This window comes from Halosimplex amylolyticum (genome assembly GCF_051414035.1).
Lineage (GTDB): Archaea > Halobacteriota > Halobacteria > Halobacteriales > Haloarculaceae > Halosimplex > Halosimplex amylolyticum.
Genome location: NZ_JBLKNW010000010.1, coordinates 56,097 through 72,587, shown reverse-complemented (window position 1 = coordinate 72,587; position 16,491 = coordinate 56,097). Strand labels below are relative to the sequence as shown.

Genomic DNA, 16,491 nt, shown 5'->3' with positions numbered 1-16,491 from the left:
AGTGCCGTCGGGCGGTTCCGAGGTAAGTCGGACTTACTCTCCCCAACCCAGCGATAGCGGGCTGGTTACTATTCGTGTGAAATCGAAATGTATTCACCGTATAATGACTGTCGAACTTACCATACGCGACGGCGAGCCCTGGTGGGCGAGCAACGACATCTGGACCGTCCCGGGTGGCGACCCGCAGGGGACTCCCGGGACGCCGGTCGCCGGTGAGCCGTGTTACGTCTGGGCGCGCGTACGCAACGAAGGGAGCGAGCGAGCCGAGAACGCCGTGGTGCGGTTCTACTGGGCGAACCCGTCCGTCGCCTTCGACCGGACGACCGCGACTCAGATCGGGACTTCGTACGTCAGCCTGGACCCGGGGGAGACGACCGAGGTGCTGTGTCTGACGCCGTGGGTACCGGAGTTCGTCAACGAGGGGCACGTGTGCCTGCTGGCGGAGGTGTTCCACGAGCCCCTCGACCCCCTGTCGCCGAGCGGGTCCTTCGACGTCCCGACGGATAGACACATCGCACAGCGGAACATCACGATAGTCCAGGCGCTGGAGTCGATGGAGTACCGGTTCTCGTTCGCGTTCGAGGTCCACAACGCAGAACGCGTTCCCCAGACGTTCAGTCTGAGAGCCGAACAGGTCGACTTCGAGTCGGTCCGGGGACTCGAATCGCTGTTCGGACCAGAGTTCGAACTGCCCGACGAGGGGGCCGTCGAGGACCTCGGGTTCGTGGACGAGCCGTGTCCGGACCTCGACGACGTCGACGACGCCGAGGAGCGGATCGGCGACCTCGAACTCGACGCACAGCGACAGACCGGCTTCTCGCTCGTCGGGCGCCTCGACGGGGAGGCCGCGCTCGTGAACGTCACGCTCCGGAGCGACCGACGCACCGACCGCGACCGACCGCTGGGCGGACTGACCGTCCTCGTCACGGAGGCGAACCGATGACGCACGTCACCATCCCCAACCGACCGTTCGCGACCGAACAGATCACTGGCCTCATGCTCCCCGACGGCATCTTCGAGACGTCGATCGGGGCCCAGAACATCAACGTCCACCTGCGGAACGTCGGCAACTCTCCCACCAGTGTGAACGTGTACATCGAAGGGGCATCGACGCCGGCGCTCACCGTGTCTCCCCGGACCCACGAGGTGTCCGGGCTCTCGAGTGGCGCCTCGCGACAGGTGTCCTGGGAGGCCGACTTCAGCGCCGTCTCGCCCGGCGTGCACCACGTCAGCTTCGTGGCGGAGAACGGGTCAGACCGCACTCGGTTGATCAAGAAGATATTCGTCACGCGGGTGAACTTCGACCCGAACACGCTCACGTTCGGTGCGGAGACGCCGGAAGGGAACATGGAGGTCCAGTTCACGGACATGGTCGAGCCACGGGATCGCTGTTGCCGGACGCCGGACAGGGACAGACCGGAGCAGACCCGCGTCGACGGACGACCGGACGTGATCGAATACCTGCAGGCGTTCGAGGGCCACGAGGAGGACTTCGAGTTCTGTCCGCCGGGGTACCTCCCCGAGGAGATGTCGGTCGGTGTCGAGCGGACGCCTCCCTACGACGGGAAGCACGGCGACCTCCCGTTCCAGGATCCCTGGTGGAAGATCGTCCTGTGTATCATCGTCGTCGTCCTCCTGATCGCCGCCGCGATCGCCGCGTCACAGGAGGGCGGTACCGTGATCGTCGGTGGCGGCGGTGGCGGTGGTGGCGGCGCAGGCGGGGACGAAGACTGCTGTGGCGTCAGCGCGTCGGGCGGGAGCAGCAGCTACCTGGTAGCGGGCCTGGTCGCGGCCGCGGCGGCGGCGGCGACGGCCGCCGTCTACTCCGACGACCGCGACCCGTTCCGGCGCGGTCAGGACAACACCGACCCGAGCGCCGGCGAACAGACCACGAGCGAGCGGCTCGATGCGGAGATCTCTTACGGGGAGCCCATCGCGCTCGGACGACCGTTCGCCGCCGACGTGAAGTGGACGTACACCCGCCAGACGACCGGAGGGACGTACACCCACAGCGTCAGCGAGACCAACACGAACCAGCACGTCCTCTCGCGCTACGAGATCCGCGCGCCCGACGTCGTCGACACGGGCCAGCGGGACCCCTTCGTCGTCGAGGCGGAGTTCTTCGACGAGGACGGGAACCAGGTGACCGGGGACGAGCTGTTCGTCCAGTGTATCCTCGCCGGCCCGAACGGCGAGTACGAGCGGTTCGTGCTGCAGGACGACGGCATCGACCCGGACCAGAAGCCCGACGACGGCGTCTACACGGGCGAGTTCGACTTCCGGCGAAAGGACGCACGGCTCGGGATGTGGCGATACTACGTCGTCGCCCAGGACGTCAACAGCGCCGACCCGGACATGGCCCCCGAGGAGGCCGCGAAGATCATCGGCGGGATGGTCGTGACTCACCAGCTCGAGATAACGTTCGACCCGACCGAGGAGTGTGAGTTCGTCTCCGACGGCCACGTGAACGTGATCTGACCGGGGGCCGGCCGCCGGTCACCGGTTCGCGCGGCCATCGCCTGCTCGCTCGCCACAGTTAAACCCCGCCCGGACGACCGTTCGACTAACAGATGGTCGTCGGAGACGTCACTACTGGAACCGACGTACTGGTCATCGGCGCGGGGCCGGGCGGCTACGTCGCCGCCATCCGCGCCGGACAGCTCGACCTCGACGTGACCCTCGTCGAGAAGGACGCCTACGGGGGGACCTGCCTGAACTACGGGTGCATCCCGTCGAAGGCGATGATCTCGGCGACGGACGTGGCTCACGACGCCGGCCACGCCGAGGAGATGGGCATCTACGCCGACCCGGCGGTGGACCTGCAGGGCATGGTCGAGTGGAAAGACGGCGTCGTCGACCAGCTCACCGGCGGCGTCGAGAAGCTCTGCAAAGCCGCGGGGGTCAACCTCGTCGAGGGCCGCGCGGAGTTCGCCGGCGAGAACAAGGCCCGCATCGTCCACGGCGGCGAGGGCCAGGGCTCGGAGACCATCGAGTTCGAACACGCCATCGTCTCGACCGGCTCGAAGCCCATCGAGGTACCGGGCTTCGAGTTCGACGGCGAACGCGTGCTCTCCTCGCGGCAGGCGCTCGCGCTCGACGCCGTGCCCCAGAGCATGGTCGTCGTCGGGGCCGGCTACATCGGCATGGAACTCTCGACGGTGTACCAGAAGCTCGGCTGCGACGTGACCGTCGTCGAGATGCTGGACGACGTGCTCCCGGGCTACGAGGACGACGTCTCGCGCGTGGTCCGCAAGCGTGCCGAAGAGCTGGGCGTCGACTTCTACTTCGGTCAGGCCGCGCAGGGCTGGGAGGAGGCCGGGGACGGCATGACGGTCCGGACCGAGAACGAGGACGGCGATATCGAGGAGTTCGGTGCAGAGAAGTGCCTGGTCGCAGTCGGTCGCCGGCCCGTCACGGACACGCTCGAACTCGACGCCGTCGGACTCGAACCGAACGAGAACGGCTTCCTGGAGACCGACCACGAGGCCCGCACGGACGTCGAGCACGTCTTCGCCGTGGGCGACGTGGCCGGCGAGCCGATGCTCGCGCACAAGGCCAGCGCCGAGGGGGAGGTCGCCGCCGAGGTCGTCGCCGGCGAGCCCTCCGCGCTGGACCACCAGGCCATTCCCGCCGCCGTGTTCACCGACCCCGAGATCGGCACCGTCGGGATGACCGAAGCCGAGGCCGAGGAGGCGGGCTTCGACCCGCTCGTCGGCGAGTTCCCGCTACGGGCGAACGGTCGCGCGCTCACCCACGGCGAGGACGACGGGTTCGTCCGCGTCGTCGGCGACGCCGACAGCGAGTTCGTTCTCGGCGCGCAGGTCGTCGCCCCGGAGGCCTCCGAACTCATCGGCGAACTCGCGCTGGCCGTCGAGATGGGCGCGCAACTCGAAGACGTGGCCGCGACGGTCCACACCCACCCCACCCTCTCCGAGGCCATCCGCGAGGCCTGCGCCAACGCGCTCGGCAAAGCCATCCACACGCTGAATCGGTGACCTGCGGATCCCGCTGACTGCCGGTTCTGCCGCGATTTATCGGTCAGGGCGCGCTGTCTCCGTATTCCGAGATTCCGTCCGTCGCTGCGCGCCACGCCGTGACACCCCTGAACAACCCTTATGTACGCGTCGAGCGACCCAGGGGGTGTATGGACGGGTTCGACACCGCCGTCGACGGGCACTTCGACGTCGAGGACCAGCTGTCGCGCTATCTCCTCCGGCGAGCGGAAGCGAAACTCGGGAGCGGCGGCGGGAGCGGGACCCTGGACGACGTCGAGTCGCGAGCCGACGCCGAGGCCCACCGAGAGCGGGTCCGCTCGTTCCTGACGGCGAGTATCGGCGGCCTCCCCGACCGGTCTGCCGACCTGGGCGTGGAGACCACCGACCGCCGCGAGCGCGAGGGGTACGCCGTCGAGTGCGTGACGTTCGAGAGTCGCCCGGACTACCACGTGACAGCGAACCGCTACGTGCCCGACGGCGACGGGCCGCATCCGGGGATCCTCTTCCTCTGCGGACACGCCGGACCGGCCAGAGAAGACGAGTGGAACCAGCGAGCGTGCGTCGAACTCGCGAAGAACGGGTTCGTCGTGCTCGTCGTCGACCCGCTCGGACAGGGGGAACGCCGCCAGTATCGGGACCTGGACCACGAGGACGCGAAAGTCAGTGGTGGCGGAGGGGTCTTCCCGCACAGCTACGCCGGCCAGAAGTGCTTCTACGCCGGAACGAATCTCGCCCGGTACGTGATCCACGACGACCGGTGCGCCCTCGATTTCCTCTGCGGGCGCCCCGACGTCGACGAGGACAGGATCGGCGTCACGGGGACCTCCGGCGGTGGCCTGCAGACGATCTATCTCTCCCTGCTCGACGACCGAATCGACGCCGCCGCGCCCTGCTGTTCGGTCTCGGAACGGTACGAACAGCTGAAAACCGGGAACCGGACGCACGCCGAGCAGGCGCTCGTCGGCAGCGTCGACCGCGGGATCGATTACGACGACCTCCTCGCCGCCCTGGCGCCGCTCCCCCTCTGCGTCGGCGCCGCGGCCCACGACCGGTACTTCCCCATCGAAGGCACCCACGACGCGCTCGACCGCGTCCGGGACGTCTACGCCTGCTACGACGCAGAAGACGAGGTCGACCTGACCGTCGCCGACGCCCAGCACTGCGCGGTGTGGGAATTTCGTGACGACCTGTTCGAGTGGCTGTGTGACCGGCTCGACGCCGGCGAGTACCGACCCGTCGACGACCCGGCGCCGCTCGACGGGTCCGCTGTGCGCTGCACCGAGGCGGGGAACGTCCTCGACGAATACGCGGACGAACGGACCATCGACGACGTGATAGCGGCCCACGTCGCGGCGAGGTATCCCGACGCGGGGGCGAGCCCGCGGGTCGACGACGACGGTGACGATTACGGCGAGCAACTGCGGGCGACCGTCGCGGAGCGCTTCGACCTCGACAGAGAGTCCTGTGACCTGCATCCGCGGGTCGTCCACCGAACGACGGAAGACGGGCTGGCCGTCGAACGCGTCTGGTTCAGGACCGAACGCGATCCGGACGTCGTCGTTACGGGCGTTCTCGCGTCGGATCCCGAGACCGACCCGGAGTCGCCAGCGGTCGTCCTGTTCGACCGCGGGACCGCGGAACTCCCGGAGCGGAGCGAGACGGTCGCCTCGCTCGCGAACGAGTACGGGACGGTGCTGGTGTTCGACCCGCGCGGCGTCGGCGCCGTGCGCAACCGGACCATCCCGGTTCCGTCCTGGGCGGACGACTACTACGGGACGTTCGGCACCGAGTTCAAGTTCGCCAACGACGCGTTGTTGCTGGACACGTCGCTCCTGGCGATGCGCGTCTTCGACGTGCTCCGGGCCGCTGCCGTTCTCCGCTCGGAGACCGGCGCCGCGCAGGTCTCGTTCGTCAGCGAGGGAGTCGGGAGCTACCAGGCCCTGTACGCGGCGGCCGCCGCGGAGAACGTCGCCCGCGTCGAGCTCTCGGACCTCGGACCGAGCTTCTACGAGATGGCGACGCGCCGGGCGGTCCCGTTCGACTCACGGCTCACCGTCGCCGACGTGATCGGCGACTGCGACCTCCCCCACCTCCTGACGGCGCTCGAACGGCGCGGGATCCCCGTCGACCGGGGGGCCAGCGAGCCGTAACCGTGCCGGTCGGGATTCCCCCGAGATCCCGCGAGTCACGAAATCGGCCGCGAAACGAACCACCAAGTCCCACCGCGCCGACTGGGAGATATGCCACTCGATTACTCCCACACGCCGGTCACGGTCGAGGGGAAGACCGCGGTCCTGATCGGTGCGACGAGCGGGATCGGTCGGGCCATCGCCCTGGGCTTCGCCGAGGAGGGCGCGAACGTCGTCGCCACCTCTCGCGACGAAGACCGCGTCGCCCGAACCGCCGACGAACTCCGCGAGCGCGGCGCCGAGACGCTCGAACGGACCTGCGACGCGACCGACCGCGCCGACGTCACTGCGCTCCGCGACGCGGTCGAAGCCGAGTTCGGATCCGTCGACGTCCTCGTCTACGCGCCGAGCTACATCGCCCGCGAGAGCATCGAGACGGTCACCGACGACCAGTGGGACGCCGTCTTCGACGTGCAACTGAAGGGAGCCTACCGGGCGACACAGATATTCGCCGAGGCGATGGACGAAGGGTCGATCCTCCACGTCGCGTCGGCGTCGGCCGAGAGCGCGATCCCGAATCTCGCGGCCTACTCCGTGGCGAAGGGCGGGCTCGACACGCTCGTCCGCGTCGCCGCCGAGGAACTCGGTCCGGCGATCCGGGTCAACGCCGTGCGGCCGGGCTTTATCATCAGCGAGCAGACACAGGGCACCTACACCGAGGGCGAACCGCGCTTCGAGACCATCAAAGACCGGACGACCCAGGAGCGGCTGGGTCGGCCCGAGGAGATCGCGGGCGCGGCGATCTACCTGGCGAGCGACGCCGCGAGCTACACGACCGGGGAGATCGTCACCGTCGACGACGGGTTTCTCTCGGCGACATTTACCGAGTGACGACTACAGTCGAGACTGACGTCCCCGTCACGAGGACGCGAACTCCACCGTGCCCGCGGCGTCCGGAGCCCGCGCCGTCTCGATCAGCTCGCCCACGTCCGAGCCGGTCAGCAGAACCCCCACGAGGCCGACGAACAGCGCGAGGGGGTTGCCGGTCACCAGCGCCCACGTCGCGGGGACGACGCCGAGCAGGACGCCGGGCGCCGCGACGCCGACGAGGTACGCCGAGCGGCGGATCGGCCCGTCCGGGAACACCGTGACACGCACGGGGTCGACGCCGCCGGGGAACAGCGACGCGTCGACCGCCGCGTCGCGCCACGACCCCTCGCCCAGCAGCGCGTAGGCGACGGCGTGGACGGCGCCGTGGAGACCGACGACGCCGGCCACGACGGCGAACTGGAGCCACTCGCCGCGCGGGCCGAGCATCGCCGCGTAGTCGAGGTAGCGGTCGAATCCGTAGACGGCCAGGTAGACCCCGGCGAACGCGGCGGCGACGGCGACCGGCACCGGCATCGCCCGCCCCCTCCCCCACTCCGCGTCGTCACACTCGGGGTCGGGGTCGGCGTACATGGTCACCCACACATTCCGGCGTAGCCGCGGCGGCGCAGCAACGCCAGGAGCGCCAGTTGCCCGTACAGCAGCGCGAGCGCGATCGGGAAGAGCGACAGCGCCGTGAGGGTGTCCGACAGCGGGAGGAGTTCGACGATCTCGAGGCCGACGACGACCGTGATCGCACCGATGTACAGCAGCGGCGACGCCGCCATCGATTTCGCTTCGGCGATCAGGCTCGGCTCACCTGCGTCGGGACTGTTCACGGACATACGAGGATCGACGACCGGCGCTCACTTCAGCGCTCGGCGAACGAGATTTCTATTCGCGATCTGTCACTCGCTGCCGCGGCTCGGCTCGTCGGTGGACGGGCGGTCGGACTGGTCGGTGGACGGGTGGTCGGACTGGTCGACGGACACGCGGCCGGCCTCGTCGACGGAGACCGCGAGCGTCTCGTCGTCGAGGGTGACCGAGATCTCGACGCGGAGCGGGTCGGTCGCCGCGACGGAGACGGTCGAGTCGTCGGCGACGAACGCGGGTTCCCAGACGTACAGGTCGTCGAGCGGCCGGTCGTGACGGCGGTAGAAGGACTCGACCGCGGGATCGACGAGCAGGCAGAAGCCGACCGGGCCCGCCATGGTGGCGCCGCAGGTGTCACAGCGGGCGCGAAGGCGGGGCGTGGGAGCGGCGTCGTCTTCGACGATGGCGGGATCGACCGGCGCGGAGCACTTCGGACAGACGCCCGCGAGCGTCCGCTCGATGGCCTGGCGGGCGAACAGTTCGGCGCGGGAGACGACCTCGGGGAGCGACGCGTCGGCGGCCGCGGCGGGCGGGACGCTCCAGTGGAACAGGGGGTGGTCGTTCTCGCAGGAGACGGCACAGTACCCGTCCTCGTAGACCGCGACGGCCGAGGCGTCGCAGAGCGAGCAGACGCTATCGAGCGGTTCGGGGCCCATCGACCCGCGCTCCGTGTAGGTCCCGGCGAGGATGGCCGCGACGATTTCGATGCCAGCGTGGGTGAGCCGGTAGCCGCCGTCGGCCTTGCGCACGAAGTGGTCGCGGAGTTCGTTCAGGTGGTAGCGAAAGCGCCCGGAGTCGCGCACGTCGACGCGCTTTCGCAGGTCGGCGAAGCCGATCGGCCCAGGGCCGGACTCGCGGTGGAAGGCGGCCAGCGCACGGAGGATGTCCACCCGGAGCGGATCCGACAGCGCCGCGAACGCCTCCGACGGGTCGACGTGCGAGTCGTCGGACGCGCCTGACTCTGCGGAGTCGTCGCCGCGCCCCGAGGACTCCTCTCCCGGCGGACTCACGGCCGCGACACACGGGCGGGTTCCCGTCGCATGCCTCGACGGTTCGCGGCCGACGCTCACAAGTCCATCGCCGAGTCGCCGGAACCAGACGAGCGAGCGGCTGGCCTACAGTCCGGTCACCCAGTCGGCGAGGTCCGCCACGAGGGCCTCCGCGACGTTGTCGGGGAAGACGTACTCCGTCGTCAGCGAGGGCTCTGCTCCGGGCTGCAACAGGTGTGAAAGGGCGGAATAGCGTTCGAAGCGGTGGGCGGCTGGGTCGTCGAGGCCCTCGCGCCAGCCCGACAGCGCCGGGTCGACGGGGATCTGGAAGTCACGTCCGCCGTGGGCGACGAACAGCGGTGCGTCGACGCGGTTGGCGGTCGCCACCTGGTCGTACTCGAAGAGCGTCTTCCACCAGATACCAGGGAGCGGGCCGATCTGGCGGTCGTCGGCCACGGAGCCGTCCTCGACGGCGGACATGAGCTGTTTCACCGTCGAGAGCTGGCGCTCTTCTCGCGCGGAGAGGCCGCCCTGGACCTCGAAGATGTGTTTTACCTGTTCGGGGTAGACCTCGGTGAACGGGCGGGCGTTGCCGGCGAGGAGCGCGCCGCCGGCCACCGAACCGTCGCGCTCGGCGATCCGGGGGACGCACGTCGCGCCGACGCTGTGGCCCGCCACGACGGTTCGCCCTGGGTCCACCTCGTCCTGTTCCCGGAGGACGCCCAGCGCGTGGACGGCGTCGTCGACGATGATGTCGTCGATAGCCCACTCCGCGCGCGGCCGGTCACAGGCGTACGTTCGCTTCTCGTAGCGCAGGACCGCGACGCCGCGGCTGGCGAGGCCCTGTGCGACATCTCGAAAGGGCTTGTTCGGGCCGATGGTCTCGTCGCGGTCGTGGGCGCCGCTCCCGTGAACGAGGACGACGCCGGGAACGCCGTCCGCAGTAGCGGCCGCCGCGGTGTCGGTGGCCGTTCCGTCGGTAGTCGCGGTTCGGGTGGCCGTCGCGGTCGCAGCGGCCGTCGCCGTCGCGGTCGTCGTCCCCCCGTCGTCGCTCGCGGGCACCGAGAGCGTCGCGGGGAGCGAGCAGCCCTCGGGTTCGAGCGTCAGCGTCCGCTCGGCGAACGCCGACTCGTCGACGTAGTCGGGCGACGAGTACTCCCCGGGGAACCACAGCCCCGAGACGCGCCCCTCGCCGTCGACGACGAGTTCGGTCGGCTGGTCCCCTTCGGCGCAGTCGACGGGGACGACGAGCGTCTCCGACCCGTCGCGGACGTCCGATTCGACGCTCCCGACCGACCCGACTGCACCGTGCTGGGCGGTGAGACCGAGCCAGTAGCGTTCGAGCGTCGACCGGGGCATCTGCGACGCGAGGTCATCGGCGAACAGCGAGTGCGCGGCGTCGAACTCGCCCGCGCGGAGGTGCGCGACGAACTCGCGGGCGGTCTTCCGTCCCGCGGGCGTGGGGGACGCTGTCGCCGTCGCCGTTTCCGACGGTGTCGAACCGGGCGTCGGCGTCGCCGTCGGCGGTGCCGTGACCGTGGGCGCCGCAGTGGACCCCGGCGTGGCGGTCCCGGTTCCGCCGGACGCCGGCGAGTCGGTGGGAGCGCCGGAGGTGTCGTTACAGCCCGCGAGGCCGCCGGCCATCGCGAGGCCGGCGACCGCTCGGAGGACCGTTCTGCGCGAGCGGGTACCGTTCGTGGAGGGTGGTTCGGGGTCGAACGCCGTCATCAGATCGACCGAGGCCCGGTGGGGACTTCAGCGTGTGGCGAACGCGATTTCTATCCGACGTCCGATAGCTATCGTGCGGCGTCGACGACGCAGCGGAAGCCGACGTTGCCGGCCGAGCTCTCGGGGTCGTTGCTCGACCGGGCGGCCAGCCGGTAGCGGTTGCACCACGACTCGTGACAGAGGTGCGACCCGCCGCGCATCACCCGCTCGTCGCCGGTCGCCGGGCCCGTCGGGTTCTCGGGATCGTAGGCGTCCGTGGTGTGGTGGTCGGGGCTGAACCAGTCGCGACACCACTCCCAGACGTTGCCGCAGACGTCGTAGAGGCCGAAGCCGTTGGGCTCGTAGGCGTCGACCGGCGCGGTGGCGAGGTAGCCGTCCGCGCCGGTGTTGTGCTCCGGAAAGTCGCCCTGCCAGACGTTACAGCGGTGTTCGCCGCCCGGTTCGAGTTCGTCGCCCCACGGGAAGCGGGTGCCCTCGCGGCCGCCGCGGGCCGCTCGCTCCCACTCGGCTTCGGTGGGGAGGCGCTTGCCCGCCCAGTCGGCGTACGCCGCCGCGTCGGCCCAGGAGACGTGCGTCACCGGGTGTTTCAGCAGGTCGTCGTCGACGACGCTCGAACTCGGGCCGCGGGGGTGGAACCAGTCGGCGCCCGCGACGGCGACCCACCAGTCCGCGCCGGGGACGCGTTCGCGCGCGTGCTCGCGGTCGCCCTCGGCCACGAAGTCCTCGAAGACGAACGACCAGCCGAAGCGCTCGGCGTCGGTCGTGTATCCCGTCTCGCGGACGAACGCCAGGAACTCGGCGTTCGTGACGGCGTATCTGTCGATGAAGTAGGAACCGGTCGTGACCTCGCGGGCCGGCCCCTCGCCGTCCTCGGGGAAGCCCACGTCCTCGTCGGTGCCCATCCGGAAGGTTCCGCCGTCGATTCGGACCATCCGGTCCGTGCGCTCGCCGTCCTCCGTGGCGGGTTCGGTCCGCCAGTCCGAGTCCGCAGTGGAATCGTCGCTGTGGCCGGTGTGGTCCGTCTCGCGTGCGGGGCTACAGCAGGCGCGGTCGTCCTCGCTCACGCCCGCGATTCGACCGGTGCGGAGTAAACGGTTTGGGTACGAGGGATTCGCGTCGGTGTGTTTGCGACTACGACCGGAGACAGCAACGAGGACAGCGTGAAAGCCCCCGGGCGCTCGACCGGTCCTGACTCGTTGCGCTCCTCGCTTCGCTGCGGTGCTTACTTCGTCAGTAACCGGCGAGCGCCCGGCCCCTTTCATTCCCACCCGCACAGACAGACCGACCGGCCGAAGCGGGTGGGAATGAAAGGGGCGACTCGGTAGACGAAGCACGAGGAAGCAAGCACCGAACGAAGTGAGGCGCGCAGCGACTCGCGCGAGTCTACCGAGTCGGGGCTTTCACGCTGTTCACCGCTGCAGTTCCGTCGCCGGTACGGTTCTCCGTTCCAGTGAAACCGAAGTCCACTCCTAGGCGGGGATTTAATGGCGCAGGGAGCCTGGTGGCGGTATGGACATCCGGGACGCGGTCGAAGCGGACGCGGAGCGGCTGGCGGAGCTCACGGCGTCTCCACAGGACGTGATGCGGAACCTGGTCCACGACCGGACCGTCCGCGTCGCGGCCGACGACGGGGAGATACAGGGGTTCGTCAGCTACGACGCGCGCGAAGACACGGTCCACGTCACGCAGCTCGAAGGGTCGGCGGCCGTCCGCGACCGCCTGCTCGAAGAGCCCATCCGCTTCGCGACGGCGGAGGGGATGACCGTCGAACTCCTCGTCCCCGAGGACGAGAGCGGGACCCGCGAGTCCGCCGAGGACGCGGGGTTCGAACACGCCGGCGGCGGGCCCACGTTCGAGGGCCAGCCCACGGTCCGCTACCGGCTCGAACCCGGGTCCCAATAACCGGGCGCTACGGCGCGGTACGGTCGCGTTACGTGGCGACTATTCGACACATACTTTTCCGACGTTCGCGCGGACGGTGAGACATGTCACTGTCCGCGCTCGACGCGATCGACGACGCCTATCGGGCGACCAGCGCGTTTCTCCGGCCCGTGGACCGGACGCGGTGGGCGAAGCTCGCGCTGATCGGCCTGTTCGTCGGTCTGCCGACGGCGAACGCGGGCGGTGCCCAGTTCGGCGGGAGCGGGCCCACCGACGAATCGCCGATGCCGGGCGGTCCGGTCGACGCGCCGGTCGATATCCCGGTCGAAGCCTGGGTCGCGGTCGCCGTCGCGATCGTGATCGCGATCGCGGTCGGCCTGGTCCTCCTGCTCGTCGGGTCGGTGATGGAGTTCGTCCTCGTCGAGTCGCTCCGCGAGGAGCACGTCGAGATCCGCACGTACTGGCGGCGGTACTTCCGACGCGGACTGCGCCTGTTCGGGTTCCGACTGGTCGTCGGGCTGGCGATCCTGGCCGCCGCGGCGCTCCTGGCGGCGCTCGTCTTCGTGCCGCTGGCGCTCGGCGACTGGGGCCCCGCGGCGGTCGTCCTCGCGGTGCTGCTGGTCCCGGCCTTCGTCGCGCTCGCGCTCGTCGCCGCGATCGTCGGCGGGTTCACGACCGCGTTCGTCGTCCCGGTGATGATGGTCGAGGACTGTGGGGTGCTCGCTGGCTGGCGGCGCTTCTGGTCCACGCTCGTCGGGCAGTGGACCGAGTACCTCGCGTACGCCGTCCTCGCGTTCGTCCTCGGGATCGTCGGCAGCGCGCTGGTGGGCGTCGTCACGGCGATCCTCGCCGTCCTGCTGTTGATCCCCTTCGGCGTCCTGGCCGCGCTGGCGTTCGGGCTGTTCGTCCTCGCCGAGCCCGTCGGGATCGCGGCGTTCGTCGTCGTCGGCATCCTGTTCGTCCTCGCGGTGATCGCCGTCGCCGCGTTCGTGCAGGTCCCGGTGATCACGTACCTGCGGTACTACGCACTGTTGGTGCTCGGCGACACGAACGAGCGGTTCGACCTGATCCCCGACCAGCGGGCGGCGGTCCGCGACTGAACGGCGGAACCGCGCCCGTGAAGTCCGACCGGTCGACGCCGCCCGCCGGTCAGTCGCCCCCGCGGGCCTCTTTCGTCCAGCGCTTCTCGACCTCGTTGTTCGCGAGCACGACGGTGTCCCCGTCGTCGAGTTCGAACCGGGTCTTCCGGAGTTCGATGGTTCGGACGGTCCCGGTGATCGACTGCGTCGTGACGCGATCCCCCGGGTTGAAGTCCGGGTCGCGGAGGAGGTAGACGCCGGAGACCGCGTCTTCGATCATGTCCGAGAGGGCGTAGGAGACGCCGAGCGCGAGGAAGCCGGTGGCGGTGCCGAGGCTCGCGGCCACCGCGCCCATCCCGAGGATGTTCAAGAGCACGAGCGCGGCGCCGAACCAGAGGAAGACGCCGGCGACGGTGACCCACAGTTGCGCGATGAGGTCCTGGTCGTCGGGGTAGACGCCGCGGAGGAACCGGCGGAGGACGGTGAGGACGACCTTGATCGCGACGTAGGCGAGCGAGACGAAGATGACGGCCATCACGAGCCGGGGGATAGCGGCCATGAGCGCCGCCGCCAACTCGTTTACCGTCTCGGCCACGAGATCGACCAGGAACCCGACCGGCGTTTGCATAGCACCTCCAATGGACCGACGATCCAAGAGTTTCGGGGGCGGTGCCGTGGCTGTGATTCGAGTTGCGGTGTGCAGGTAGGAACGACCCCGAGCGAAGTGGGTTGTGGCAAGCATCCGCGCGAGCGGAGCGAGCGCGGTTCACGCGGACGAGGCGAAGCCGAGTCCGCGCTTTTTCACCCATGTTTTTGCTGGCCGGGTTCCCGCAGCGCGCCTACGGCGCGCGAGGAAACCCGGCCGGGAAAAAGATGGGGTCTAGAGAAACTCCCGGACTTCGGAGTACCACATGTCGTGGTGGTCGAGGGCGTCGATGGCGCGGGCGATGCGGACGGCGATGGCGTGCCAGCACAGCTCCTCGGGGTCCTCGTCGTCGAGGTTGTAGGTGGCGTCCTTGCAGTCACAGGAGTCAGATTCGACGACGTACTCGTCGTCGTGGCCGACGACGACGGTGAAATCGCGGTACTCCTTGACGCGCCGCTCGGAGACGGCTTCGATCGCGCGGGCGCCGCGCTCGCCGTGGGCGTCGAGGATCAGGTCGACGGCGTCGGGGGTGAGCTCCCCCGAGTCGGCCAGCGCGGTCTCCCAGCGGTCGACCGCGTTCACGATACCACCTCTTTGTGATACCCGGACTAAACAGGTTCGGTGCACGAGAGGCGAAATCCGGGCGTACCGCGCGACGGCCGCGGGTAAGGCGGTGTGAACCCCCGGACTCGCGTCGGCGAGGCGAGCGTCCGCCGGTCCGAGAACGCATCCCTTTTCGCGGTCGCCGGTCAGACACCGACGTATGCGCGTCACCGAGGGAACGGTTGCGGTCGAGGTGCCCGAGCAGGCCGACGCCGGCGTCGGCGAGGGCGTGTTCTTCAACCCCGTCCAGGAGCTGAACCGCGACCTGACCGTCGCCGTCTTGCGGGCACTCGAAGGGGAGCGTGACCCCGAGAGCGACGACGACCGAACTCCCAGTTACCTCGACGCCAACGCCGCCTCCGGGATTCGCGGCGTCCGCGCCGCCGCCGAGGGGTACGACGCGACGCTGTGTGACGTCGACCCCGACGCAGTCGAACTGTGCCGGGAGAACCTCGCGCGCAACGATCTGGACGGACGGGTCGTCCACCGCGACGCCAACGCGCTCATGCACGAGGAGACCTTCGACGTGGTCGACGTCGACCCGTTCGGCACGCCGATCCCCTTCGCCGACGCGGCGTTCCGGGGAGCGAGCCGGCTGGTCTGCATCACCGCGACCGACACCGCACCCCTCTGCGGCGCGCACTTCGAGAGCGGCGTCCGCCACTACTCGGCGGTCCCGCGCAACACCGAGTACCACGCCGAGATGGGGCTCAGAGTCCTCATTTCGGCGCTCGTCCGCACCGCGGCGCGCTACGACCTGGCCGCCGAACCGGTGTTCAGCCACGCCACCAAGCACTACGCCCGGACGTACCTCCGCCTGGACTCCGGCGCGCAGGCCGCCGACGCGCTGATCGAGGACCTGGGTCACGTCGACCACTGCGAGCACTGCCTGTTCCGCGAGGCGACGCGCGGGCTGATCGCCGACCCGCATGAGTGGTGCCCGAAGTGCGACGAGGCCATCCAGACCGCCGGGCCGATCTGGCTCGGGCGGACCTGCGACCCCGCGTTCGCCGACGCGGTCCGCGACGCCGTCGACGACGGCATGGGGACCGCCGAGGAAGCCAGCGACCTCTGCGAGAGGGTCGCGGCGGAGCTCGACGAGCCGACCCACTACGACCAGCACCGGCTGTGCAAGCGCTGGGGCGTCGGTGCCGTGGCGATGGACGAGTTCCTCGAACGGCTGCGCCAGGCGGGTCACGCGGCCTCGCGGACCCACTACGGCGGGACGACGTTCAAGACCGACGCCGACGTGACCGAGATCCGGGCCGCGGCACTCGACGAGGAGTAAACGGGCGCTCGGCGAGCAGTCACGCGATCCCGACGCGGCCGGCGACGCCGTAGACGAGGTGATAGAGGGGGCGCAGGAAGTAGTTCAGCATGCCGAGGAGGCCGACGAGGCCGCCCAGCGCCTGCACCTCGCCGTGGGACGCGTCGAGCCAGAGGACGACGACGGCGGCCGCGAGCAGCGGGCCGATCCAGAGGTCGGCCGCGACCTCCTGGACGCCGAGGCCGTCGCCGGACGCGTCGACGGCCGTCGCGACGAGGCGCAGGCCGCCGCCGACGACGGCGAGGGCGACGACGAGCGGGATCGAGCCACCGAGTCCGGCGGTCCCGGCGGCGACGAGACAGAGGCCGGCGACGAGCAGGACGACGGTCGCGCGCATCACGACCCCGTCCAGCTTGCGGTCCATACCCATCGGT

General features: G+C 69.8%; 16 protein-coding genes. 8 read left to right on the top strand and 8 right to left on the bottom strand.

The features are described 5' to 3' along the window. Nucleotides 1-103 precede the first annotated feature (103 nt). From ACMGFE_RS23845 to ACMGFE_RS23825, 5 genes are all read left to right on the top strand, one after another. Nucleotides 104-943 carry a hypothetical protein gene (locus tag ACMGFE_RS23845; protein ID WP_436927772.1) on the top strand — a complete coding sequence of 280 codons (840 nt, stop codon included), beginning with the start codon at nucleotides 104-106 and terminating at the stop codon, nucleotides 941-943. Next, nucleotides 940-2,478, top strand: coding sequence for a choice-of-anchor X domain-containing protein (locus ACMGFE_RS23840; RefSeq protein WP_436927771.1), 1,539 nt, complete (start codon nucleotides 940-942; stop codon nucleotides 2,476-2,478). Before ACMGFE_RS23845 ends, ACMGFE_RS23840 begins: the two co-directional genes overlap by 4 nt. Before the next feature lie 92 nt (nucleotides 2,479-2,570). Continuing rightward, nucleotides 2,571-3,995, top strand: coding sequence for a dihydrolipoyl dehydrogenase (lpdA, locus tag ACMGFE_RS23835; RefSeq protein WP_436927770.1), 1,425 nt, complete (start codon nucleotides 2,571-2,573; stop codon nucleotides 3,993-3,995). 149 nt (nucleotides 3,996-4,144) lie between these two features. Continuing rightward, a complete protein-coding gene (locus tag ACMGFE_RS23830; protein WP_436927769.1) occupies nucleotides 4,145-6,145 on the top strand; it encodes an alpha/beta hydrolase family protein in 2,001 nt (666 codons plus the stop codon). A gap of 90 nt (nucleotides 6,146-6,235) precedes the next feature. Then, entirely contained in the window at nucleotides 6,236-7,015 is a 780-nt protein-coding gene (locus tag ACMGFE_RS23825; protein WP_436927768.1) for an SDR family NAD(P)-dependent oxidoreductase, read from the top strand. 27 nt (nucleotides 7,016-7,042) lie between these two features. Here the strand turns inward: ACMGFE_RS23825 and ACMGFE_RS23820 are convergent, their stop codons facing one another. The 5 genes from ACMGFE_RS23820 to ACMGFE_RS23800 all read right to left on the bottom strand — a co-directional run bounded on the left by ACMGFE_RS23820 (nucleotide 7,043) and on the right by ACMGFE_RS23800 (nucleotide 11,645). Then, entirely contained in the window at nucleotides 7,043-7,585 is a 543-nt protein-coding gene (locus ACMGFE_RS23820; protein WP_436927767.1) for a hypothetical protein, read from the bottom strand. Nucleotides 7,586-7,587: 2 nt separating this feature from the next. Continuing rightward, nucleotides 7,588-7,836: a hypothetical protein gene (locus tag ACMGFE_RS23815; protein WP_436927766.1), complete on the bottom strand. Its 249-nt coding sequence runs from the start codon at nucleotides 7,834-7,836 to the stop codon at nucleotides 7,588-7,590. Nucleotides 7,837-7,899: 63 nt separating this feature from the next. Further along, entirely contained in the window at nucleotides 7,900-8,874 is a 975-nt protein-coding gene (locus ACMGFE_RS23810; RefSeq protein ID WP_436927765.1) for a winged helix-turn-helix domain-containing protein, read from the bottom strand. A 105-nt stretch (nucleotides 8,875-8,979) separates the two neighbouring features. Continuing rightward, nucleotides 8,980-10,581 (bottom strand): alpha/beta hydrolase, encoded by a 1,602-nt coding sequence (locus ACMGFE_RS23805; RefSeq protein WP_436927764.1) that lies wholly within the window; start codon nucleotides 10,579-10,581, stop codon nucleotides 8,980-8,982. A 68-nt stretch (nucleotides 10,582-10,649) separates the two neighbouring features. Then, nucleotides 10,650-11,645 (bottom strand): formylglycine-generating enzyme family protein, encoded by a 996-nt coding sequence (locus ACMGFE_RS23800; RefSeq protein WP_436927763.1) that lies wholly within the window; start codon nucleotides 11,643-11,645, stop codon nucleotides 10,650-10,652. Nucleotides 11,646-12,090: 445 nt separating this feature from the next. Here ACMGFE_RS23800 and ACMGFE_RS23795 point away from each other — a divergent pair, with 445 nt between their 5' ends. Further along, nucleotides 12,091-12,483, top strand: coding sequence for a GNAT family N-acetyltransferase (locus tag ACMGFE_RS23795; protein WP_436927762.1), 393 nt, complete (start codon nucleotides 12,091-12,093; stop codon nucleotides 12,481-12,483). 83 nt (nucleotides 12,484-12,566) lie between these two features. Next, nucleotides 12,567-13,562 (top strand): DUF7544 domain-containing protein, encoded by a 996-nt coding sequence (locus ACMGFE_RS23790; RefSeq protein ID WP_436927761.1) that lies wholly within the window; start codon nucleotides 12,567-12,569, stop codon nucleotides 13,560-13,562. A 49-nt stretch (nucleotides 13,563-13,611) separates the two neighbouring features. Here the strand turns inward: ACMGFE_RS23790 and ACMGFE_RS23785 are convergent, their stop codons facing one another. Both ACMGFE_RS23785 and ACMGFE_RS23780 read right to left on the bottom strand, forming a co-directional pair. Continuing rightward, nucleotides 13,612-14,169 (bottom strand): mechanosensitive ion channel family protein, encoded by a 558-nt coding sequence (locus ACMGFE_RS23785; protein WP_415379761.1) that lies wholly within the window; start codon nucleotides 14,167-14,169, stop codon nucleotides 13,612-13,614. 252 nt (nucleotides 14,170-14,421) lie between these two features. Further along, nucleotides 14,422-14,769 carry a hypothetical protein gene (locus ACMGFE_RS23780; protein WP_436927760.1) on the bottom strand — a complete coding sequence of 116 codons (348 nt, stop codon included), beginning with the start codon at nucleotides 14,767-14,769 and terminating at the stop codon, nucleotides 14,422-14,424. A gap of 181 nt (nucleotides 14,770-14,950) precedes the next feature. Between ACMGFE_RS23780 and ACMGFE_RS23775 the strand changes: the two genes are divergently transcribed. Next, entirely contained in the window at nucleotides 14,951-16,078 is a 1,128-nt protein-coding gene (locus ACMGFE_RS23775; protein WP_436927759.1) for a tRNA (guanine(26)-N(2))-dimethyltransferase, read from the top strand. Nucleotides 16,079-16,097: 19 nt separating this feature from the next. Here ACMGFE_RS23775 and ACMGFE_RS23770 read toward each other — a convergent pair whose 3' ends face one another. Continuing rightward, complete coding sequence (locus tag ACMGFE_RS23770) at nucleotides 16,098-16,481, bottom strand: hypothetical protein (protein WP_436927758.1); 384 nt, start codon at nucleotides 16,479-16,481, stop codon at nucleotides 16,098-16,100. Nucleotides 16,482-16,491 lie beyond the last annotated feature (10 nt).